The following is a 21,994-nucleotide window of genomic DNA, read 5'->3' as shown; positions in this document are numbered from 1 at the left end:
GATTCTTAAATCAGCAGAATAAGAAAGATGAACCTGTCAATTCTGGAAATTCTGCTATGGCTGAGGCTTTTGCTAAGTTAAATTTAAAATAGCGGGTGACACTCATGTGGCAAGTGGCATGTAGTGAATTTGGTAGGTACTTTTGAACAATAATAAAAACATTACTGATGATTTTATTTTTGATTGTTATACGAAAATGTTTTATTCATTAGATGGAAAACGGAAGAAATTTCATTGGAATGGGTGTTGTTGTAGATGTTATGGGGACAATGTAATAGATATATGTGTTTTAAAATTTCATAAAAAAAGTTTCATGGCTAAAGCTATGAAACTTTTTTCATATTCAATTCATAGTCATTTTTATTAAAAACTTCATTATACAATATAATAGAATCTTTTGATCCACCTGAAGTTGCTACATAATTTAACACTCCAACATTTCTCATATTCTCGCTACTAAATATTTCTTTTAATAATTTTATCATAAAAAACCTCCTATTAACTTTTATTTATAATATTATAATAGTCTAATTAAATAAAAGTGTACATGGTGTAAAGTGACAGAAATCGTTTCATAATATGAACAAAGAGTTAACAATGTGTTAACTCTTTGGATATTCCTTGAAATTGTTAGAGAAACCGTATACAATGCTAAAACTAGTAGAAAGTTCAATAAATATTTGTTTGTGGTTGTGGATATAGAGAAAAACTCTCAGCCTTTAAAAAACGTCGTGAACCAGAGAAAAGTGATTTAAATTACTTAAATCGTTGTAATTACTTATGCTGTATAAATTATAGCTAATTGTGTTTCGAATAGATTTTCAGGGGTTTTGTATTGGAATATACGTCTAGAAAGAAAGTTTTATACAGCATATCATAAATAGTACTTTTGATGAAATTGAAGATTTTATAATACAATTTTACAAACAAAATGGTTCAGCGTTTTTTCAAGGAACATCATAATTTATTGTTTTCAAACAAAGGATAGCGGCTTTTCATTAGTTTTTAGAATAACAAGTGGTTGTAAAAAGATTAAACGGCCTTACCCTTATGGAAATTAGGGTTCGAGCCGATTGAGAAGTTTTATTATTTCCACTCTCTACCTTACAGGGAAAGGTTAAAATTGAGTTACATTAATATCGCAGCTGAATTTTAAAGATTACTAACTTTTAGCGGAATTATTTATATAGGTAAGGGCATACTTTTATCTAAATCTTCAATGCCTTGTTCACTCCATAACCTATAATAATATCCTTTTTTTTGTAGTAACTCTCTATGACTACCTTCTTCTACTATCTCCCCATTATCCATAACATATATATTGTCACATTTCATAATTGTACTCAATCTATGAGCAATTATTATTGACGTTACATTTCCTGAACATTCTTCTAACGTCCTTTGTATTGACTTTTCAGTTATAGAATCTAAATTAGATGTTGCTTCATCCATTATTAATATCTCAGGGTTATTTAATAAAGCTCTAGCTAGTGATAATCTTTGTCTTTGTCCCCCTGAAAGATTGCTTCCTCGTTCGCCTAGAGGGGTTTCATATTTTAATGGTAAGCTATCTATATAACCATGTATTTTTGCCTTTTGGCAAGCATATATCATATCTTCATCAGTTAAATCTTTATTTGCAAATTGTAAATTTTTCTTTATTGTCCCTGAAAAGAAAAATGATTCTTGTGATATGTAACTAATTTTATCTCTTAACACTTCCTTGTTTATATCTTTTATATTGTAATCATTTAATATAATTTCGCCTTTTTGTATTTCATAAAAACCCATTAAAAGTTTCGCAATTGTAGTCTTGCCCGATCCACTTCCTCCAACTAAAGCTATTTTCTCTCCTGACTTTATACTTATATTTATATTTTTTAAAACTAGTTCTCTTACCCCATAGCTGAAATTAATATCTTTTAAAACTATATCTCCTAATAGTGATTTAGGCTTTATTTTTTTATCTTCATCTAGTGATTTTTCTAATTCTAAATCTAATATTTCACCCAATCTATCACTTGCTACAACTGCACTTTGCAATTGTGGCTGTAAATTTATTAATCTTTCTATTGGTCCAATATAATATGCAAGTAATGCATTAAAGCTTATTAATTCACCAATTGTTAATTCTCTTTTTAAAACTAAAACACCTCCGAGCCACAAAATACATATCCCAAAAATTCCTTTAACAGCATTCATTAATGTATCTTGAAGATTATATGTATAACCATGTTTAAATAAACTTTTCATAAATTTCATGAATTTATTTTCTGTTTCTACCTCTACTCTTTTTTCTCCATTAAAAGCTTTTACTGTTTCTATTCCCTCTATTGATTCAACTAAATAAGATGTCAATACTGCATCATCTTCCATAACATCTCTATTTACCTTTTCTAATTTGTTTTTAAATCCAAATACTAAAATTAAATATAAACATATTGGTATTGAACAAACAAAAAACAGTTTTGAACTTTGAATATATAAAATAATACCTCCTACAATTGCCATAAAAACATCAACCATCAAAGTTAATGTTGCTGATGAAATTGCATCTCTTATTTTACTTCCATCATTAAATCTAGAAATAATTTCTCCAACTTTTCTTGTGCTAAAAAATTTCATAGGCAAATTAATCACATGATTATAATAACCTAGTAATAACGGAATATCTATATTTTGTGCCATGTGTATAAACAGTATTTTTCTTAAAAATTCAGTTACAATCTTAAATACAATAAGTACAAGCATTGCTAGAGATATTAATAATAATTTTTGACTTGAATTATTAGGCAGTATGTCGTCTATTAAAAATTGAAAATAAAATGAACCACCGATTCCAAAGAATGTTATTAGTAAGGATGCTATAAATATTTTTATTAATAGGCTTTTTTGAATTTTAATTAGTCCCCAAAATCGTTCGAAAATACCTTTAGTCTGATCTCCTTTTTTAAAAGCAGCTGTTGGAACCATTAAAACTAATACACCAGTCCATATGTCAAAAAAATCCTTGGGTGTATATTTGACAATTCCTTTAGCTGGATCCGCAATCATAATACTTTCCTTAGTAATTTTATGTATTACTACATAATGCAGTAATATATTATCAATAATTACATGTGCAATTAAAGGGATTTGTAAATTTTCAAATATTTCTTCATTCTTAGATACTTTTACCGCCTTAGCAGTAAATCCTAAACTTTTAGCAGCTTTCACAATTCCATAAACTGATGTTCCTTCTGAATCTGTTCCAGCGATTTCCCTTACCTTAGAAATCGGAATTTTCAATCCATATTTCCTTGCAACAGTAACTATACACGCTGGACCACAATCTGTTATATCATGTTGTTTAATACAAAAATATTTTTTTTTCAGATTCATATCTGCTCCTTACGTTTAATAAATTATATTAATTGCTTATTAGGTTTTTATCTATAATATAAATACAATAATAATTATTGTATAATATAGTCGAAGTTAATTTCAAAACAGTATCAGAAAAAGCTGACTCATATGAGACAGCTTTTTCTGATACTGTTTTAAGTAATTATGGCGTTATAGTACTATAAGCATGAGTGGGGTGTAATTTTGACGCAGCAGCCCTTGTGCAATATAAATTATAAAAATTTGTATCTGTGTAAAGCCAGCCTGTAGTTAAATCAGTAAACTGATACATTGTTCCACCACATATACTCTTTTGCTCTTTAATTCTTAATTCTCTCATATTTATCACCTCCTTTCAATTTTTTTATTATTGCTTTATTATTTATTTTTTAACGTTTATGTTATAAATTCACAAAAAAGATATTCTAATTGCTGTTTCTGTTTTGTTGCTACACATACTCCAAATATTATCTTTTAAATTCTTATAGGTTGTCCCTTTGTTAATATTATTTTATAGAAAAATACAATAAAATACAACAAAAAAGTAATTAACAGACATTTTTGGGTAATAAAAGGACTGTTAAATAAAAAAAACACAATGTATAAGATTTATGCTTATACATTGTGTTTTTTTTATAAAATGTAGAGATATAAATGTAATTATTAGCTTAATAATAATTTTATTTTACGCGCAGATATTAAGCATTCTTGATTATTAATCATACGAAGCATACTGCTTTTTTTATCAATTTCTTTTATATTATCTTTATTTACAATAAAAGATTTATGGCACCTGAAAAATCTTTTATCAACAATATTTTCGACGTCCTTCATCTGAGCATAAAATTCAATGCGTCTATCTATAGTATTAATTACTATTTTATGGATTGTACTCGATGTTTCAAAAAATAATATTTCACTTAATTTAATATTAATTATTTTGTCTCCACTCTTAATGGTGAAGAGCTTTTGTTTTTCATTAGAATTTAAGGTATATTTTTTATTAGCGTTTAATATACACTGCTGCACTCTATTTTTAATATCCTTGAAATTATCCTTTATTATATAATCCATTGCTTCAACTTTATAGATAAAAGTTAGATAACTCATTTCTGAATGGGTAGTTATAAAGATTATAAATCCCTCAGGGTCATATTCTCTGATCTCTTCTGCTAATTGTATGCCATTAATGCGAGTGTTTAAATCTACATCTAAGAAATATATACCAGTGTATTTATTAGATTTAACATATTCTAATATATCATCTGGATTTCCTGTAACTACAGCAGTTTCCATATCTAAATTTTCAATCATAATTATGTCATCAATAATATTAGATATTTTATCTCTATGATTTTTAATATCTTCACAAATAAATACCTTTATCATATCTATAACACTATCCTTTATTTTAAGACTTCTATATTTTGAATGAATTCGTTATCTTTAATTGAAGTATCTAAAGAAACATTATTGTAGGAATTAATAATTTCTTTTAAATTGTTAAGGCCTAAACCTCTATTTTTACCTTTAGTTGAAAATTCCTTTTCAAAAAGCTTATATATTGGTGGAGTATTTTCAAGGCATTGATTAATTACGATTATGATCACGGATCTTTTTTTATTTATAATGGCGAATTTTATAATAGGATTTTCACAATCTCCAGAAGCCTCTATTGCATTATCTAGAATTATTCCAAGTATTTTGCAAATATCTATTATATCTATATTTATATCTTCTATGGGCTCCATTATATCGATAAAAACATTTATCTCTTTGTGCTGAGCAGTTATTAATTTTGAGGAAACAACCCCTTTTATTTCTGGTATTTTTATATTTTGCAGTAATCCTAGTTTAAAATTCTTTTTTTCAAAGCTTGTACCAATAGGAATTATTTTATTATCAAAATAACGTCGAAGGCCCTGCATATCGTTTTTGTCCATATATCCTACCATGGATGTTAGTACATTTATGTGATCATGTCTAAACTTTCTGGTTTCATTATATAAAATTTCTAGTGTTTCGGTATATTCTTTTAAATTAGCTAGTTGTCTTTTTTTGTTACCAATTTGTAGTTCTTTTTTTGCGTTAGTTATAAATGAATAACCTATTAAACCAAAAATAATAAAATATGAAAAAAACAGAAAGCCAATTATCATTATTTTTGGTTTAGATAAAACATTTGTTTTGATTAATAATATGGTTAAATAAAATATAATGAAAAGTAAAAGCAAACACAATATAGAAAATATTGAAAATGTACTTTTGAAACTAAAACTTTTTAAGGTGGTTTTTCTTTTTACTATATGTTTTATTATAATAGTTACAAAATAAGATACGATAAATATTAAAATATGATATAAGAAATAGGGTATGGGATTTCCACTAATATCTTTTAAATTTAAATTTAACACCCATATGCAGATATTTATACTTATACCATCGCTTACCCAATACGTCAATATAGATGCAATTGATAATATTAAACTTAAATATAAATTTTTTGTCTTTATGTATATTAAAATTATTAAATATATAAGTATAAATATTATTATCATAGATGTAAAGTGCATTATTGGTAAAGTCATTAAAAATATTATTAATATGAATTTTATTAAATCATAGACAGTTAAGGGTGTTAATTTTAAATTATATAATGAAAATGTAATAATGAAAATAATGGTAAATAAATATAGAGCAATCATTAAAAATCCTCCAAAAACTCAAATAATATATTATAATATTTAGCATATCATACTTATTATTATAAACATAGAAAAAAGCACTGCATTTTACATATTGCTACAGTGCTTTTAGAAAAATATTATTTGTTTTTGTTAGCTTCTTCTTTTAATAACTCAATTGGAAATTTTGGTTCATAAAATGCAATTGCAGAACATTTACCCATTGAATGATCTGTAATTTTTATTGCAAGAGACCCTATTGATTTGGAAATTTTTTCTTCAAAATTACTAAAAAAACTAGTTTTCATATTTTTCATAATTTTTATACCTCCTACCACAAATTTTATAAATTAAAGGATGTATACTTATACATTCCATTAATGTTCCTAAAGTAATTAACGTTTTTATGCTTCTGTTATCTATAACCAAAGCTAATAACAATAACGTACAGCCTGATAAGAGAGAATCTCTCCTAAGGTTTCTTCTAAGTTTTTCACCTAAAATAGGTCTTGCTTCTGTATCCGAGGGTGCATATTTATATAAAATAAGTATAGATATAATAAATAACAGTGTTACCATATAATTGTTTAACATAATATATTTACTTATGTAAGGGGCACCTACGAAGGCGGCAATAGTAACTACAGTACAAACAATACTGTTTATAGCATGTAATCCGAACGCAGTTCTTCTTATAAAACAAAAACTAGAAATTATTATCAATGTAAAAAGAAATAAATTAAGAATATAAGATATAGAAATTACTATTAACAGCTTGGAGATATTTATTAGAAAGATTTCAATACCTAATCTCATTTTTTCGAATTCTAAACCATTCTTTTTTGCATATTTATTTATTTTGTTGGCATACTTTCTTGATAAATTTTCCATTTAATCACCTGCTTACATTATATCAAAAAAATGTTTGTATTTTTAATATTGTAGTAAACAACACCATAAAGGTAATTAACGTATTCTAGATAAAATTTTATATAAAAAATATTAGGTATTAAGTAATTAATGTAAACTTATTAAGTTTTAATTATTCTGAAAATATATTACGAATGGATTATATATATCGTATGTTATCGAAATCTGTTATTTTATTATTACAATGGAATTTATAACATTTATGGAGGTATAATCAAGTTGTAAACGAGTCCATATGAATCAATGATTTAAGCATGGTTTTTTTAATGGAATTTTTTATAAAGCTGCACTTAGTCTTGAAATAATTAAATTTAAGGAGTGTGTATTAAATGAAGAACAGAATAATAGCAATTCTTTCCGTTTTGGCATTAACTGCATCGATATCTATAGGAGGTGTACCATTAAAAGCAAATGCGGCTACTGATATTGCAACACTATTAGAAAAAGGTGGAACAATACCAGCTGGTAATTACAAACTTACTAGAGGCGTAAAGGTCACAAAGGATATAATTGCTAATAAAGTTGTAATTGATGCTTCTGGTTGTCCCAATGATACTATAGCTATATTAGCTAACGCTAGTATAACAGGAATAACTATTAATAGTCCTCAAAGACAAGGAATTAGCATACAAGATTGTTCAGGTAAAACTTTAAAAAACTGTACAGTAACAAAGGCCAAATTTGCTGGTATTGAAGCTAAAAATAATGCATCAAACATACTTATAGAGGGATGCGTTTCAAACAACAATTATGATCCTGTAAACTCAGGTGAAAGTGCTGATGGTTTTGGAATAAAAAATGGAGCAAAAGATATCACTTTGAAAAATTGTTCAGCTTCAGGCAATAGTGATGACGGCTATGATACATATACGGCCGGTGCAAATATAACTTTTATTGGCTGTAAAGCAATTAATAGTGGATCGGGTGGTAGTGGAGATGGAAATGGTTTTAAATTAGGACCTAATGGTTCAAGTGGTGGATTAATTACAGTTACAGGATGCACAGCTACTAACAATAAAGGCTGGGGATTTCTTAGAAATCATAATAAAGTAACTCCAAAACAATCTGGAAATATAGCAACTGGTAATCTTAAAGGTTCATTTAGCTGGAGCCTAAACTAATAATTATAAAAGGGTAACACAGTATATAAGAGCTTTTATATGTTGCGTTATCTTTTATTATATAAGAAACAGCTTGCGGAAGTGGCTGTGGATAACGTTTCTGATAAGCAATATGGATATTTAGAAAATGATTGTATTTTATTGTATTTTTGTATAAAAGTTAATATTAACAAAGGGGGATTTAAAAATGAAAAAAATTAAAATGAAAGCTCTTACTTTATGTCTATCTTTAGGAATGGTTGTAGGTACTTTACTTACACCAATTCCCGCTTATGCAGCTGCTTGGAATGACAATCATTCAGGCTATGCTACATATACTGGTTCTGGATATTCTGGTGGTGCAGTACTTCTAGATCCTATTTTTTCTACAATGGAAATTACTGCACTAAATCCTGCTGACCTTAACTATAATGGAATCGATGCAGCTTTAGCTGGTGCATATTTAGAAGTACAAGGGCCAAATGGGAAAAAAACTACTGTATATGTTACAGATTTATATCCAGAAGGAGCTAATGGAGCTTTGGATCTTTGCCCAACCTCTTTTGCTAAAATTGGTAATATGTCTGCTGGAAAAATCAATATCAATTGGCATATAGTAAAGGCACCTATAACTGGAATGTTTTCTTATCGTATAAAAGAAGGTAGCAGTCCATATTGGGCAGCTATTCAAGTAAGAAATCATAAATATCCTGTTGTGAAAATGGAATTTTTAAAGAATAATACTTGGGTTAATATGAGAAAAATGCCATATAACCATTTCATTAGTGAGAATATGGGGACAGGCTCTATTAAGATAAAAATAACGGATATCCGTGGAATATCCGTTACAGACACAATATCAGCTTTACCTAAAAGCGGAGATTCTCCCGCTTATATTATTCCTGGACATGTTCAACTACCAGATTAAATTAAAATTTAAATGAAGGTGGGTAAAATTATGAAAAAAATTATAAAAGTTGGAATGTCAATTTTATTATTTACAGCAGTGTTAACAGCATTTGGAGCTAATAATAAAGCAAATGCTGCTGCAATATGGTCATCACCAGAAAAATATGGGGCATGGTCTAATGGTGGATATACATTAAATAATGACGTATGGTCACAAGATACAGTAGGACCTCAAACTATTTGGGCTAACTCATATAGTAATTGGGGAACATGGTCAGCACAGCCCAATACGGGAGGAATAAAATCCTACCCCCATGTTGAAAAAGCAATAAACAAAAAGTTAAGTACTGTAAAGACAGCTACAAGTAGCTTCAATGTTACAGTTCCTACAAGTGGAACTTCTATGGAAACTGCCTATGATATATGGTTATCTGATCCTAATGCTTATGATCCTAGTCATCCTAGTAAGAATAAGCATGAAATTATGTTATGGATGAATCAATATGGAGCAGTAAATCCAATTTCATATAAGTGGGATTCAGCAGGTCCTATTCCAGTGTATAAAAATGTATCTATAGGAGGTCATACATGGAATGTATATATAGGAAACAATGGATCAAATAATACAGGAAATATGGTTTACTCATTTATAAGAACTAATGGAAATATTAGTTCAGGGTCTCTAGATATTAAGGCAATAGCTAACTGGATTAAGAATACACCAAAATGGTATGGAGATATTATATTCGATAATATACAATTTGGATATGAGATTACATCAAGTTATAATGGTGGTAAAGGTTATAATTTTAATACAAATACTTTTTCTGTAACATCTAATTAGAAAAATGAAAGAAAAACTACAACTAAAGTTTCTTTACCCATAACCTCAAAAAAATGAATATAATGATACCATACGTTGGTTCCTTGTTGAGATGGTACATTTTCTTTGTTTTTCAATACAGTCATGAAATTCAATAATTAAAGTATTCGTTAAAAAACTGAGGGTTAAGCATTCTTGATGAAAATACTCATCAAGATCTGTGTAAATATCAGTAAGAGATAATTGTTTTAAATTTATTTGCAATGGAGGTATTAACATGTTTTTATATAAGAAAAAAACTGGATTTTTTAAAAGAATTTTTTCATTTACAACAGCTGCTTTAATGCTTATAGTTGTGGTAGTAAGTTCAAGAACTTACATAGCCGAGGCTGCAACCTCTTCGGTCAGTCAACTTAAAATAGTTGGGAGCCAATTATGTGACTCCACCGGTAAAGCTATTCAATTAAAGGGAATGAGTTCCCACGGACTTCAATGGTATGGGGACTACATGAATTATGATAGTATGAAATATTTAAGAGATAATTGGAACGTTAATGTTGTACGTGCTGCAATGTATACTGACCAAGGGGGATATATTTCAAATCCAACAACAACAAAGGCCAAAGTTAAGGAAATAGTTCAAGCTGCTATCGATTTAAATATGTATGTAATTATCGATTGGCACATACTAAATGATGGTAATCCTAATACCTACAAGGAACAATCAAAATCATTCTTCAAAGAAATGGCTACGACATATGGAAATCATCCAAATGTGATATATGAAATTTGTAATGAACCAAATGGTAGCACTACTTGGGCAAATGATATAAAACCTTATGCTCAATATATAATTCCTGCTATAAGAGCTATAGATCACGATAATATAATAATTGTTGGTACAAGTACCTGGAGCCAAGATGTTGACACTGCTGCAAATAGTCCTCTATCATACTCTAATATAATGTATGCATGTCATTTCTATGCAGGGACACACGGACAATCACTTAGAGACAAAATAGATTATGCTATGTCAAAAGGTATAGCTGTATTTGTAACAGAATGGGGAACATCTGATGCTTCAGGTAATGGAGGCCCATATATCAATGCATCTCAACAGTGGATTGACTATATGGCTAATAAAAAAATAAGTTGGGTTAACTGGTCATTATGTGATAAAAGCGAAGCAGCTTCTGCTTTAAAACCTGGTGCTAGTACAACTGGGGGATGGACAGATTCTGATCTTACAACGTCTGGTTTATTCGTAAAGCGAAATATAGGCGGATTCTACAAGTAGTACTATTACTAATAGCTTTCAAGTATCAGCACCAGTTTTCAACGTTACTGCAGGAACCTATAGTTCAACACAAACTGTAACATTAAGCTGTTCTACTTTAGGTGATACTACACTACAGATGGGACTAAATTCAAGGCCGAGTAGTAGGACTGAATAGTTACATTAGCACTATTATGTATTTTATTCCTGCTTGACTGAAATTATATGAAATTACGACATAATATTACAAAATTTCCACCAATAAATAAACCGCAAACCTAATTTAGATGTTAGTATAGGTATACAAAGAAAAAAAACATGCTTTGTATAATAAAATTAGAGGGTGAGGTACAAAAGATGAAGAAATCTTTAAGAGCATTAATATTAACTTTAGGTATTTTAGCAACAACAGGAATAGGTTCAACGGTGTACGCACAAGATTGTAGTACAGTAAAACAAGTTAACTCAGTAGAAAGTATACAAGCTATATGTGCTAAGTACGGTATTGCAGTTCCAAAGGGTGCGGAAGTTAAGGCTCAGGTAGCGGCGCCTTGTAAGGCAGCACCTACAAAAACTGCTCCTGCCAAAGCATCGACTACAAAGGCAACTCCTGCAAAGGCAGTTCCTACGAAAACGACACCTGCAAAGACGACTGCTACAAAGGCAACAACAACCCCAGTAGCATCAACTTCAACAGCAAATAACAAATTAGAAAAAGAAGTAGTAACATTAGTTAATCAGGAAAGAGCAAAACAAGGACTAGCTCCTTTAACTGATAATGTTAAACTTTCAAATGTAGCTAGAACTAAGTCAGAGGATATGGTAGCTAAAAACTATTTTGATCATACATCACCAACTTATGGTTCGCCTTTTGACATGATGAAACAATTCGGTATTACATATAAAGCAGCTGGTGAAAACATTGCAATGGGTCAACAAACAGCATCTTCAGTAATGACTTCTTGGATGAATTCGCCAGGACACAAAGCTAATATTTTAAGTAAGAATTTTACTGATATTGGAGTTGGAGTAGCAAAAGATAAAAGTGGAGCTATTTATTGGACTCAAGAATTTATAGGTAAATAAATAATTTAATATTAATCTGTGTTTTTATATATTGTAAATCACAATATATAGAAACATAGATTTTTTTGTTTTGTAAAAAAAATAAATAGATAATAGTTGTATTTATAGTAAAATTTTTATTGAGTTAACATCATTTTATAAAATATATGTTACACTTTAGATTATAATAGGAGAAAGGATGGTGAGGTTTACATTAGTTGGAAGAATTTCAAGTTCTAATGGGGTTTATAAGAAAATATAGTCCGGAATTTATAGAAAAAGGTAAATTATATATAGATAAAATGAAAAAAATATATTAATTAAAATAAAGATATATAGTATTATCATAAAGCATAGAGTATAAAGAATATTGTTGTATATGTAATAATATTAATGGAAGTGATATAGAAAAAATCTATTAAAGTGGTTGAAGATTTTAAAAAATTAGAGAGTGTGATTAAATGAAATTTTTAGAAAACATAGAAGATGGAACAATCAACATTAAAAAAATGGGAATTATTAAAGCTCTATTTGTAATGTTTCTATCAATTTTACTAGAGGTATTTGGACAGGTGCCTATAGAGGTTACAAATTTATTCTCTGGGAGATTTGAAAAAACATTGCCATATGTAATTTTTGTTTTTGGAGTATTGGTAAAATATTATGTTATTATCGTTTTACTTAAATGGCTTAGTAATAGAGCAAATGAGGAAAGTCATAAACCACATTTAAATTGGAAAAATTTTGTTTATGCAACACTTATGATTATATCCTTTCGACTTATATTTGATAACAGTTTGATATTTTGGGTAAGCGGTATATCTACGCCAAGTTTTATAAATGAGGCGGTGGATGAACTGGCTGTATCACCTGTTATATCAATAATTAGTGTTATAATCGTAGCACCTATATATGAAGAAATTATTTTTAGAGGGATTTTATTAAAAGGAATGTCTAAAAAAACAAATCCAACTGTAGCGATTGTGGTATCTGCATTATTATTTGCAGTAGTTCATATGAACATTCCCCAAGGCATAAATGCTTTTTTATTAGGATTAGTTCTTGGATTTATATATTTAAATAAGAGGTCAATTTATTTAAGCATATTTGCACATTTTATAAATAATGTTCTTGCTCTTTCATTGTCTTCATTCTTTTCATCAATAGGTGGAGAGTATGCCATAGAGATTCATTGCATATTCTCATTTGTAGGGATAATACTTTTAATTATCGCTTTCGATGGATATAAACAAAACAAAATAAAGAATAAGCCTGCGATATACAAGCAATTTATAGAAGTATAGATGTGGTAATTGTGAAAATAGTGAAAAACCCTCTAACATGTTATTATGTGTTAGAGGGTTTTTCAAGCTAATAAAAAATTATTATATTATAGGTAATTATTTTAATTCACTCAACATTTGGTTGGCTTCATCTTTTAATTGTTGAACTTCATTATCGGGAGCATCCTTTGTAGGATACCATCCCTTTTGTTTCATAGCATCAAATATCATATATTGAATGTTTTGATCATTTTTAAAATTACCAATTAGTGTATTTCTTAAATTTGCACAAGAAGATTCAGTTATCCCTGTACTATAAGCTGTAATAGTTTGTTTTTCAGAAGTAAGTAAATCTTGCATTAATTCTTTTTCAGTCATTTAATATCCCTCCATTTATATATTATTGATGAGAATCAAGGTATGCTTTTAATGTATTAAAATTTTGTTTATGTGTACTACTAGCTTCAGTACAAAGGTTTTTTAAATTCTGATCAGTGCATTGTGTACCATATTCATTAAATTTTTTATTAAGCAATGATTCATATCCTAACTGATCTTTAATTACTTTTAAGTTGTTACTTTCAAGTTGCTTATTTTCAGTATTCATAATATTTATTACCTCCACTTTTTTATTTAAATTGCTACCAAAGTATTATCTGCATTTTATATTTAAATATAAGTGGTAAATTAATGAAAATATTTATTTTAACGACATTTCAGAAGGAAGTCTCCCAATTCTATAAGTGGGAGTTACATACAATAACAAATAGAAAATTTTGGTGAAAGTATAAATCTCCTTCTGAAGTCGTTAATATTACAGCTCCACAGGAGATGATTTAATAGGTATTTATAGTATGTTTAAAAAATTTAAGAAATTTTTAAGGTAATATTAATCAATATTTAATAAAAATAGAGTACAATAATATAATAACGAGGGTAATTAGATGGGAGTGACTATTATGCCTACTATAAATATGCTGTCATCAGCGGATAAAGTAAAAGGTCAAGGAGTAGGGTCAGCTTACTTAGAACAAGTAGATTTAGTCAGGAATGGATTAGATAAAGAATATAAAGTTGTGGTAAATAAAAAAGAAAGAACCGATATAATGCATTATCATACTATCGACCTTAAGCATTATTTAAGTATATATTTTGCTAAAAGAAAAGGTGTAACAGTTGGTTATGTGCATTTTTTGCCAGAAACTATTGAAGGAAGTATTAAATTACCTAATATAATAAAAAATATTTTTTATAAATATATTATAAGCTTTTATAAAAAAATGGATTATTTAGTTACAGTGAATCCTAATTTTATACCAAGGCTTGAGGCTTACAATATCGATAGAAAAAAAATTACGTATATTCCTAACTTTGTTTCAACTGAAAAATTTTATAATCTTTCAATTGAAAAGAAATATATAGCGAAAGAAAAACTGAAAATTGATAGAGATGCGTTTGTTGTGCTTGGAGTTGGTCAAATACAAACCAGAAAAGGTGTTATTGATTTTATTGACATCGCAAAAAAAATGCCGGATGTACAATTTATCTGGGCAGGTGGATTTTCTTTTGGAGGTATTACCGATGGATATAAGGAATTAAAAAGTAAAATGGAGACTGCACCTAAAAATATTTTATTCACAGGAATAGTTGATAGAGATTTGATGAATGATATATATAATGTATCGGATGTTCTTTTTATGCCGTCATATAATGAGCTTTTTCCTATGTCAATACTTGAAGCGATGAATACATCTACTCCGGTACTTTTAAGAGATCTAGAACTTTATGAAGATATATTATTTGACTATTACTTAAAAGAGCACGATAATAAAGGTTTCATGAAGGCTATACAAAAATTAAAAAATGATTCGGATTATTATGAACAGGCTAAAAAAAAGGCGATTCGTGGGCACAATTTTTATTCTAGAGAAAGCGTACTTGGTATGTGGAAAAGTTTTTATAAAAAGGTATGGCTAAAAAAGGATAAGTAAATTAATAAAATGTTTTTTGCTTTATTTTTCACATGTATTAATATAATTATTACTATACTATTATGGAAATTAACTACCTTTTACTCCTGTTAATTTTTGATTTTTCTGCGTTTATTAATGAATAAGCAAGGGTATTAATGCTTATTAAATGAAGAATTTTCATAAGGAAATTATAGTAATTAAAGGGGATTGATTATGAATATTGGAATTTTTACTGATGCTTATTATCCGCAAGTAAGTGGAGTGGTTACTTCTACTATGATACTAAGAAATGAATTGATTAGACTTGGACATAGCGTAACTATTGTTACAGTTACACACCCGGATGTAGAGGAGAAGGAAGGTATAATAAGATTACCTAGTTTGCCATTCTTTCTTTTACCTTCTCAAAGGGTGGGGATAATATATTCACATAAAATTATGAACAAGATAAAAAAACTAGACTTAGATATAATACATACACAAACAGAATTTAGTATAGGTATCTTTGGGAGAATAGTTGCTAGAAGATTAGGTATTCCTGTAGTTCACACTTATCATACAATGTATGAAGATTATATCCATTATGTGTCTAGTGGTATAATGCTTAAGCCTGCATCACAATTCGCAAAAAAGGTAAGTAAGCTATACTGTAGAGATTGCAGTGCTATAATAGTACCTACCCAAAAGGTGAAAGATGCATTGCAGCAGTATGGCTTAAGAAGACATATAGATGTAATACCTACAGGCGTTAATATAGAACCCTTCAAAAAAAGCAACTTTGATGAAGATCTTATTAACGATGAAAAAAAATCTTTTGGAATAAATGAAACCCAACCAGTTGTATTATATATTGGGCGTATAGCTAAGGAAAAAAGTATAGATGTAATTATAAATAGTATGAATGAACTAATTCGAAAAATACCAAATTGTAAATTGCTTCTTGTTGGTGATGGACCAGAGCGTGAAAATTTAGAAACGTTAGCTAAACATTTAGGTATTGAGAAATCTGTAGTATTTGCTGGTGAAAAACCTTGGTCAGAAATTGGGAAGTATTATCAGATGGGGGATGTGTTTGTAGGCGCATCTCTTACAGAGACACAAGGATTAACTTTTGCAGAAGCTATGGCGGCACAAATTCCTGTTGTAGCTAAGTACGATAAGAACTTGGATGGTATAATCAAAGATAGAATTAATGGAAGAGTATTTTATAAAGATGAAGACTTAGCCGAAATATTATCTGAAGTTTTAATTAATAAAGAGGAACATGATTCAATGGTAAAAAATGCTTATGATGGAATAGAGCCATTATCTTCTAAGTGTTTTGGTGAAAATGTTGAGAAAATTTATATGGAAGTTGAAAAACAAAGCTGTATGTTACAAAATCAAAAAGTGACATAATTAATTTATGAGGAGAAAATTGTAAAAGACAATTTTCTTCTTTTCTTTTATTTTAAAGAAAAATTTATCCTATATTATTTATTTATTTGGTACAATGTAATAAATATAAAAAAAATGGAGTGGGTTAGAATGAAAATACTTTATTATGATTGTTTTTCGGGTATTAGTGGGGATATGAATTTAGGGGCATTACTAGATTTAGGTATAGATGAAAAATATTTAATAAATGAGTTAGGCAAGCTTAATTTAAAAGGATATGAAATAAAAGTATCAAGGGATATTAGAAAAGGCATAGAGGGAACCAAGGTAGATGTGCTTTTACAAGAGCATAACCATGAACATTCCCATGAGGAAGTTAGTGAGTTACATCATCATGACCACCATCACGATGATGCTCATGGTGAACATAATAATGAACATATCCACAATGACAATGAAGGCGCTCATACGCATGTGCATGCAAATATTGAGCATATCCATAAGGATCAAAGAAATCTTAATGATATAGAGAAAATTATAAATTTAAGTGAGTTAAGTTCTAAAGTTAAAGAATTAAGTATGAAAATATTTATGAAGGTTGCGCTAGCTGAGGCAAAGGTTCATGGAAAACCATTATATGAAATCCATTTTCATGAGGTAGGAGCGGTAGATTCTATAGTGGATATAGTGGGAGCTGCTATTTGTTTAAATTATTTAAATGTTGATAAAATAATGAGTTCTTCTGTAGAACTTGGTGGTGGGTTCGTTAAGTGTGCTCATGGTCTTATACCAGTTCCAGCGCCTGCTACTGTTGAGATTTTGAAGGGGATTCCAGTAAAACTTGGAGCAGTACCATTTGAAACTACAACCCCTACTGGAGCTGCAATTCTTGCAGCTAACGTTAAGGAATTTAAAGATGATAATAATTTTATTATAAATAAAATTGGTTATGGCATAGGGAACAGAGATACTGAAATACCTAATGTATTAAGAGTCATGTTAGTAGAGGAAGTAGATAAAGTAAAAGAGGAATATGATGATGAAACAGTTGAGCAAATCATTGAATGTAATATAGATGATATGAATCCTGAGTTATATGAGTATATTATTGATATGGTTTTTAACGAGGGCGCTTTGGATGCATATATAACTCCAATTATAATGAAAAAAGGGAGACCAAGCGTAAAAATAAGTATTTTATGTGAGGAAGATAAAACTACCAGGATGAAGGAAATACTGTTTAGAGAAACTACTACCCTTGGAGTAAGAAGTTTTAAAGTAGATAAAACAAAACTTAAAAGAGAGTTTATTAAAGTAAATACTAGTTACGGCGAAGTTACCGTAAAAGAATCTTACTATAAAGGTGAAAAAATAAAAAGCAAGTTTGAATATGAAGAATGCAAGAGAATAGCTAAAAGTACCGGGGTACCTATAAGTGAAGTATACGAGAAATTAAGAAATGAAATATAATATTATACTAAAGGATAAAATAAGGGGACTTTAAATTTAAAAAGGTGGGTAACATATGAATTCAAAAGAGATGGAGAACTTTCTTAAAAACATAAAAAATGGTGATATATCTATTGAAGATGGTATGGATAAGTTAAAAGATCTGTCTTATTCAGATTTAGGATTTGCAAAAATAGATAATCATAGAGAACTTAGAGTTGGGTATCCAGAAGTTATATATTGTGAAGGCAAAACCGTTAAGCAGATAAAAGGAATAGTAAGTCTAATGCTTACTAAGGATGTTAACATTCTTGGTACAAGGGCTACCAAGGTTATGTATGAAGGTGTTAAAGAAATATGTGGTGATGCCCAGTATAATGAACTTGCAAGAACAATTGTAATTAAAAGAAAGGAAACTGAACCATCGAGTACATACATTGCACTAGTAACAGGAGGAACGTCTGATATACCTGTTGCGGAAGAGGCCGCTGTTACTGCTGAAATTTTTGGGAATAAAGTTGAGAGGATTTATGATGTAGGTGTAGCGGGTATTCATAGACTTTTTGACAATTTAGACGTTATAAGGCGCGCTAAGGTAATTATAACTGTGGCAGGGATGGAAGGAGCACTAACAAGCGTTGTTGGAGGCTTAGTTGATAAACCAGTTATAGCTGTTCCAACAAGTGTAGGGTACGGAGCTAGCTTTAAAGGGCTTGCTGCATTACTTAGTATGCTAAATAGTTGCTCTAGTGGAGTCAGTGTTGTTAATATAGACAATGGTTTTGGAGCGGGATATTTAGCAAGTATTATAAATAAGTTATAAATTAGATTTAGATTAAAGATAAGTTACTCACTTAACCGAGGGTTATTATATCCTACGGTTAAATGAGTAACTATTTTTTTGTTAGGGACAAACTATTATTATTAAATTTGCCAGGTTATAAATTTTTTTTATAACATAATAAATAATCTATATTTGTTATAAAAAAGTATAAAAAGTATAATAGAGTTAAATATAAAAGAAAAAAAATTAAAGGGGTGTATTAAATGACAAATTTAAAAGGCCAAGACTTATTAAGAAATCCTTATTTAAACAAAGGAACTGCGTTTACAAAGGAAGAAAGAAAAATGTATGAACTTACAGGATTATTACCAAACGCTGTAAGAACTATTGAGCAGCAAGAACAGATAATTTATCAAAGAACTAAAGATTTTGCAGACAAATTAGAAAAACGTAATTACCTTATGAATTTATATGACACTAATAAAACTCTTTTCAGCTATGTTATAGGTAAACATATTACTGAATTTCTTCCTGTAATATATACTCCAACTATAGGCGATGCGGTAATAAACTATTCAAAAATCTATGATACTCCAAAGGATGCTGTTTTCCTTTCAATAGATCATCCCGAAGATATTAAAAAATCTATCGAGAATTCTTTAAAAGATCTTGATGAAATAAAATTGATTGTTGTTACTGATGGTGAAGGAGTTCTTGGAATAGGTGATTGGGGTGTTCAAGGAGTTGATATATCTATAGGAAAGCTTGCCGTATATACAGTAGCTGCAGGTGTTAATCCTAAAAATGCTCTTCCTATAGTAATAGATTCTGGAACAAATAATGAGGCACTTTTAAATGATCCACTTTATCTTGGAAATAAACACAAAAGAGTCACTGGAGAAAAATACTACGACTTTATTGATAAATTTGTAAAGATTGTTCTTGAGTTATTTCCTGAAGTACTTCTTCATTGGGAAGACCTTGGGCGTGGCAACGCAAGTGCCATCCTTGAAAATTACAGATCAAAGATTTGTACGTTTAATGATGATATACAGGGAACTGGGGTTATGATGGTATCAGCAATGAGTGCTATTGCCGAGGTAACTGGTATACCAATTAAAGACCACAAAATATTAGTTTTTGGTGGCGGTACTGCAGGGATAGGTGTATCAGATCAAATATTACTTGAAAAAATGCAAAGTGGATTATCAGAAGAAAATGCAATAAAGCAATTCTATCTTGTTGATCGCTTTGGTCTTATTACGCAAGATATGGATAATCTTACTGAGGGTCAGAAAAAATATGCAAGAGCCAAAGGTGAATTTAAAAAACCACTTACTAATCTTGCTGAGATAGTAGAGGCTACTAAGCCTACAGTACTTATTGGAACTTCTGGAGTAACCGGTGCATTCACAGAAGAAGCTGTAAGAAAAATGGCAGAGTTAAATGAAAAACCTGCTATTATGCCTATTTCAAATCCTACTAAACTTGCAGAAGCAAAAGCTACAGACTTGATAAAATGGACAGATGGCCGTGCATTAGTTGTAACTGGAAGCCCATCTGAACCAATTGAGCATAATGGGGTAACATATACTATTGGTCAGGCTAACAATGCGTTATTATACCCAGGATTAGGACTTGGTATAATAGTTGCAAAAGCTAAAACTGTATCCGATGGAATGTTATCTGCAGCCGCTCATGGAATAGCATCTCTTCAAGATCTTTCAAAGACTGGAGCTGCAATTTTACCTTCAGTTGAAAAAGTTAGAGAAGCATCAAAACTTGTAGCAATTGCTGTGGTGAATCAAGCAATTAAGGAAGGGTTAAACCGAATTGAAATTGTAGATGTTAAAAAGGCAGTGGAAGATAGTATTTGGGAACCAATTTACAAATAAAATAGATTAAAGGGGATGTTTTTACTTTTCAAGTAGTATCCCCATTATTTCCTTTTCAATTGAAGTCATATAATGTTCTTTTTTTACAACAATAGATATATAAAAATTTATAGCTGGAACTAGAGAGACTGTTTTTATTGATGTCATATTTTTTACTGCCATATTGATCATTATTCCTATACCAACTCCAGAAGCTATTAAGGATTTTGCTGTTTGTATTTCAGTTGTGTAATAGAAATTTTTCGTGTCAATACCATTTTCCAAACAAAGATCTTTTATCACTTTATTATGAATATATGAATCACCTAGGACCGTAAAACGCTCATCTTTAAGTTCATTAAAGGTAACTTCATGTTTACTTGAAAGTGGATGACTATTACTTGTACAAACTACGAATTGATCTGTTTTTAGAATAGTGGTATTAAGTTCATTATCTTTTAAAGGGGCAATAGAACCTATTAATGCAATATCAACTTCACCAGAATCTAGTAACTTTTTCATCGCTGTTGAACCTGTTTCAACAAGTTCAATATGGTTCACAAGACCATTTATATCTAACGACTTCATAAAAGGTGAAAAAAAATAAGCGCCAATCATCGGTGGAACTCCTAATTTTATTTTTGCTCCGCTTATTCTTGATATTTCAAGTTTTGCTGCTTTTATTTCATTTAGAACATTGTATGCTCGTTTCTCAAGGATTTTTCCAGCTTCAGTTAAGGAAAGTTGTGCTTTAGAATGATCTCTAATTACAAGTCTTTCTCCTAGTTCTTTTTCAATTTTATGTAGTGCCATTGTTATTGAAGGCTGGGAAACAAAAAGCATTTCTGCAGTTTTTGTGAAATTTTTATTTTGGCATAAATAATAAAAATATTCTAGATCTCTTATATTCATATATCACAACTCCTTAACAAACGAGCATACACTATTAATTTATAATAAGCAAACAATTTTACAATTTAATATTGTATGATTTGTATACTTTAACCGATATTACCATATAACTATAGGTTGTATGGTATAATTGGGTTAAACTTGTAGTTATATATGAGGTGAGGAGGTGTT

General features: G+C 29.4%; 21 protein-coding genes. 11 read left to right on the top strand and 10 right to left on the bottom strand.

What is annotated here, in order from left to right; all coding sequences use genetic code 11:
- Positions 1 to 323: 323 nt before the first annotated feature.
- From LL038_RS18405 to LL038_RS18375, 7 genes are all read right to left on the bottom strand, one after another.
- Positions 324 to 485 carry a hypothetical protein gene (locus tag LL038_RS18405; RefSeq protein ID WP_216124506.1) on the bottom strand — a complete coding sequence of 54 codons (162 nt, stop codon included), beginning with the start codon at positions 483 to 485 and terminating at the stop codon, positions 324 to 326.
- 697 nt (positions 486 to 1,182) lie between these two features.
- Positions 1,183 to 3,381, bottom strand: coding sequence for a peptidase domain-containing ABC transporter (locus LL038_RS18400; RefSeq protein ID WP_216124505.1), 2,199 nt, complete (start codon positions 3,379 to 3,381; stop codon positions 1,183 to 1,185).
- 166 nt (positions 3,382 to 3,547) lie between these two features.
- Positions 3,548 to 3,724, bottom strand: coding sequence for a hypothetical protein (locus LL038_RS18395; protein ID WP_216124504.1), 177 nt, complete (start codon positions 3,722 to 3,724; stop codon positions 3,548 to 3,550).
- 323 nt (positions 3,725 to 4,047) lie between these two features.
- On the bottom strand, positions 4,048 to 4,773 hold the full coding sequence (locus LL038_RS18390; protein WP_216124503.1) for a LytR/AlgR family response regulator transcription factor: 726 nt from the start codon (positions 4,771 to 4,773) through the stop codon (positions 4,048 to 4,050).
- Positions 4,774 to 4,790: 17 nt separating this feature from the next.
- Positions 4,791 to 6,089, bottom strand: coding sequence for a GHKL domain-containing protein (locus tag LL038_RS18385; protein WP_268055913.1), 1,299 nt, complete (start codon positions 6,087 to 6,089; stop codon positions 4,791 to 4,793).
- A 119-nt stretch (positions 6,090 to 6,208) separates the two neighbouring features.
- Complete coding sequence (locus LL038_RS18380; protein ID WP_216207071.1) at positions 6,209 to 6,385, bottom strand: cyclic lactone autoinducer peptide; 177 nt, start codon at positions 6,383 to 6,385, stop codon at positions 6,209 to 6,211.
- Entirely contained in the window at positions 6,366 to 6,959 is a 594-nt protein-coding gene (locus tag LL038_RS18375; RefSeq protein ID WP_216124500.1) for an accessory gene regulator B family protein, read from the bottom strand. The genes LL038_RS18380 and LL038_RS18375 overlap by 20 nt, the downstream gene beginning before the upstream one ends.
- A gap of 368 nt (positions 6,960 to 7,327) precedes the next feature.
- On the opposite strand from LL038_RS18375, the gene LL038_RS18370 reads away from it, so the two are divergent.
- The 6 genes from LL038_RS18370 to LL038_RS18345 all read left to right on the top strand — a co-directional run bounded on the left by LL038_RS18370 (position 7,328) and on the right by LL038_RS18345 (position 13,475).
- Entirely contained in the window at positions 7,328 to 8,119 is a 792-nt protein-coding gene (locus LL038_RS18370; protein WP_216124499.1) for a right-handed parallel beta-helix repeat-containing protein, read from the top strand.
- A gap of 187 nt (positions 8,120 to 8,306) precedes the next feature.
- Positions 8,307 to 9,026: an expansin EXLX1 family cellulose-binding protein gene (locus LL038_RS18365; protein WP_268055912.1), complete on the top strand. Its 720-nt coding sequence runs from the start codon at positions 8,307 to 8,309 to the stop codon at positions 9,024 to 9,026.
- 30 nt (positions 9,027 to 9,056) lie between these two features.
- On the top strand, positions 9,057 to 9,851 hold the full coding sequence (locus LL038_RS18360; protein WP_268055911.1) for a GH12 family glycosyl hydrolase domain-containing protein: 795 nt from the start codon (positions 9,057 to 9,059) through the stop codon (positions 9,849 to 9,851).
- Between the two features lie 256 nt (positions 9,852 to 10,107).
- A complete protein-coding gene (locus tag LL038_RS18355) occupies positions 10,108 to 11,127 on the top strand; it encodes a glycoside hydrolase family 5 protein (RefSeq protein ID WP_290443163.1) in 1,020 nt (339 codons plus the stop codon).
- A 336-nt stretch (positions 11,128 to 11,463) separates the two neighbouring features.
- Positions 11,464 to 12,192, top strand: a complete 729-nt coding sequence (locus LL038_RS18350; protein WP_253199958.1) for a CAP domain-containing protein — start codon at positions 11,464 to 11,466, stop codon at positions 12,190 to 12,192.
- Between the two features lie 440 nt (positions 12,193 to 12,632).
- Positions 12,633 to 13,475, top strand: coding sequence for a CPBP family intramembrane glutamic endopeptidase (locus tag LL038_RS18345; RefSeq protein ID WP_216126365.1), 843 nt, complete (start codon positions 12,633 to 12,635; stop codon positions 13,473 to 13,475).
- Positions 13,476 to 13,571: 96 nt separating this feature from the next.
- On the opposite strand, the gene LL038_RS18340 is transcribed toward LL038_RS18345, so the two are convergent.
- Both LL038_RS18340 and LL038_RS18335 read right to left on the bottom strand, forming a co-directional pair.
- Positions 13,572 to 13,832 (bottom strand): spore coat protein, encoded by a 261-nt coding sequence (locus tag LL038_RS18340; RefSeq protein ID WP_216126363.1) that lies wholly within the window; start codon positions 13,830 to 13,832, stop codon positions 13,572 to 13,574.
- Between the two features lie 22 nt (positions 13,833 to 13,854).
- On the bottom strand, positions 13,855 to 14,061 hold the full coding sequence (locus LL038_RS18335) for a hypothetical protein (protein ID WP_216126362.1): 207 nt from the start codon (positions 14,059 to 14,061) through the stop codon (positions 13,855 to 13,857).
- A gap of 352 nt (positions 14,062 to 14,413) precedes the next feature.
- On the opposite strand from LL038_RS18335, the gene LL038_RS18330 reads away from it, so the two are divergent.
- From LL038_RS18330 to LL038_RS18310, 5 genes are all read left to right on the top strand, one after another.
- The gene (locus LL038_RS18330; RefSeq protein ID WP_216126361.1) at positions 14,414 to 15,445 is read left to right on the top strand and encodes a glycosyltransferase family 4 protein; all 1,032 of its coding nucleotides are present in this window, start codon (positions 14,414 to 14,416) and stop codon (positions 15,443 to 15,445) included.
- Between the two features lie 195 nt (positions 15,446 to 15,640).
- A complete protein-coding gene (locus LL038_RS18325; protein WP_216126360.1) occupies positions 15,641 to 16,825 on the top strand; it encodes a glycosyltransferase family 4 protein in 1,185 nt (394 codons plus the stop codon).
- Positions 16,826 to 16,954: 129 nt separating this feature from the next.
- Positions 16,955 to 18,274 carry a nickel pincer cofactor biosynthesis protein LarC gene (gene larC / locus LL038_RS18320; protein ID WP_216126358.1) on the top strand — a complete coding sequence of 440 codons (1,320 nt, stop codon included), beginning with the start codon at positions 16,955 to 16,957 and terminating at the stop codon, positions 18,272 to 18,274.
- Between the two features lie 55 nt (positions 18,275 to 18,329).
- Entirely contained in the window at positions 18,330 to 19,076 is a 747-nt protein-coding gene (larB, locus tag LL038_RS18315) for a nickel pincer cofactor biosynthesis protein LarB (RefSeq protein WP_216126356.1), read from the top strand.
- A gap of 224 nt (positions 19,077 to 19,300) precedes the next feature.
- Complete coding sequence (locus tag LL038_RS18310; RefSeq protein ID WP_216126353.1) at positions 19,301 to 20,932, top strand: NAD-dependent malic enzyme; 1,632 nt, start codon at positions 19,301 to 19,303, stop codon at positions 20,930 to 20,932.
- A gap of 21 nt (positions 20,933 to 20,953) precedes the next feature.
- Here LL038_RS18310 and LL038_RS18305 read toward each other — a convergent pair whose 3' ends face one another.
- Positions 20,954 to 21,823, bottom strand: a complete 870-nt coding sequence (locus LL038_RS18305) for a LysR family transcriptional regulator (RefSeq protein ID WP_216126351.1) — start codon at positions 21,821 to 21,823, stop codon at positions 20,954 to 20,956.
- Positions 21,824 to 21,994 lie beyond the last annotated feature (171 nt).

Source organism: Clostridium estertheticum (assembly GCF_026650985.1).
Taxonomy (GTDB): Bacteria; Bacillota; Clostridia; order Clostridiales; family Clostridiaceae; genus Clostridium_AD; species Clostridium_AD estertheticum_C.
The sequence above is the reverse complement of the archived record's forward strand: the minus strand, read 5'-3'. Positions and strand labels throughout refer to the sequence as shown.

What these genes read in the sequence shown, in the direction of transcription:
- LL038_RS18370 (WP_216124499.1), top strand. Translation starts at nt 7,328, where the DNA reads ATGAAGAACAGAATAATAGCAATTCTTTCCGTTTTGGCATTAACTGCA.
- LL038_RS18390 (WP_216124503.1), bottom strand. Translation starts at nt 4,773, where the DNA reads ATGATAAAGGTATTTATTTGTGAAGATATTAAAAATCATAGAGATAAA.
- larC (WP_216126358.1), top strand. Translation starts at nt 16,955, where the DNA reads ATGAAAATACTTTATTATGATTGTTTTTCGGGTATTAGTGGGGATATG.
- LL038_RS18340 (WP_216126363.1), bottom strand. Translation starts at nt 13,832, where the DNA reads ATGACTGAAAAAGAATTAATGCAAGATTTACTTACTTCTGAAAAACAA.
- LL038_RS18395 (WP_216124504.1), bottom strand. Translation starts at nt 3,724, where the DNA reads ATGAGAGAATTAAGAATTAAAGAGCAAAAGAGTATATGTGGTGGAACA.
- LL038_RS18365 (WP_268055912.1), top strand. Translation starts at nt 8,307, where the DNA reads ATGAAAAAAATTAAAATGAAAGCTCTTACTTTATGTCTATCTTTAGGA.
- LL038_RS18355 (WP_290443163.1), top strand. Translation starts at nt 10,108, where the DNA reads ATGTTTTTATATAAGAAAAAAACTGGATTTTTTAAAAGAATTTTTTCA.
- LL038_RS18375 (WP_216124500.1), bottom strand. Translation starts at nt 6,959, where the DNA reads ATGGAAAATTTATCAAGAAAGTATGCCAACAAAATAAATAAATATGCA.
- LL038_RS18330 (WP_216126361.1), top strand. Translation starts at nt 14,414, where the DNA reads ATGCCTACTATAAATATGCTGTCATCAGCGGATAAAGTAAAAGGTCAA.
- LL038_RS18350 (WP_253199958.1), top strand. Translation starts at nt 11,464, where the DNA reads ATGAAGAAATCTTTAAGAGCATTAATATTAACTTTAGGTATTTTAGCA.
- LL038_RS18400 (WP_216124505.1), bottom strand. Translation starts at nt 3,381, where the DNA reads ATGAATCTGAAAAAAAAATATTTTTGTATTAAACAACATGATATAACA.
- LL038_RS18310 (WP_216126353.1), top strand. Translation starts at nt 19,301, where the DNA reads ATGACAAATTTAAAAGGCCAAGACTTATTAAGAAATCCTTATTTAAAC.
- LL038_RS18385 (WP_268055913.1), bottom strand. Translation starts at nt 6,089, where the DNA reads ATGATTGCTCTATATTTATTTACCATTATTTTCATTATTACATTTTCA.
- LL038_RS18405 (WP_216124506.1), bottom strand. Translation starts at nt 485, where the DNA reads ATGATAAAATTATTAAAAGAAATATTTAGTAGCGAGAATATGAGAAAT.
- LL038_RS18305 (WP_216126351.1), bottom strand. Translation starts at nt 21,823, where the DNA reads ATGAATATAAGAGATCTAGAATATTTTTATTATTTATGCCAAAATAAA.
- LL038_RS18345 (WP_216126365.1), top strand. Translation starts at nt 12,633, where the DNA reads ATGAAATTTTTAGAAAACATAGAAGATGGAACAATCAACATTAAAAAA.
- LL038_RS18325 (WP_216126360.1), top strand. Translation starts at nt 15,641, where the DNA reads ATGAATATTGGAATTTTTACTGATGCTTATTATCCGCAAGTAAGTGGA.
- LL038_RS18360 (WP_268055911.1), top strand. Translation starts at nt 9,057, where the DNA reads ATGAAAAAAATTATAAAAGTTGGAATGTCAATTTTATTATTTACAGCA.
- LL038_RS18380 (WP_216207071.1), bottom strand. Translation starts at nt 6,385, where the DNA reads ATGAAAAATATGAAAACTAGTTTTTTTAGTAATTTTGAAGAAAAAATT.
- LL038_RS18335 (WP_216126362.1), bottom strand. Translation starts at nt 14,061, where the DNA reads ATGAATACTGAAAATAAGCAACTTGAAAGTAACAACTTAAAAGTAATT.
- larB (WP_216126356.1), top strand. Translation starts at nt 18,330, where the DNA reads ATGAATTCAAAAGAGATGGAGAACTTTCTTAAAAACATAAAAAATGGT.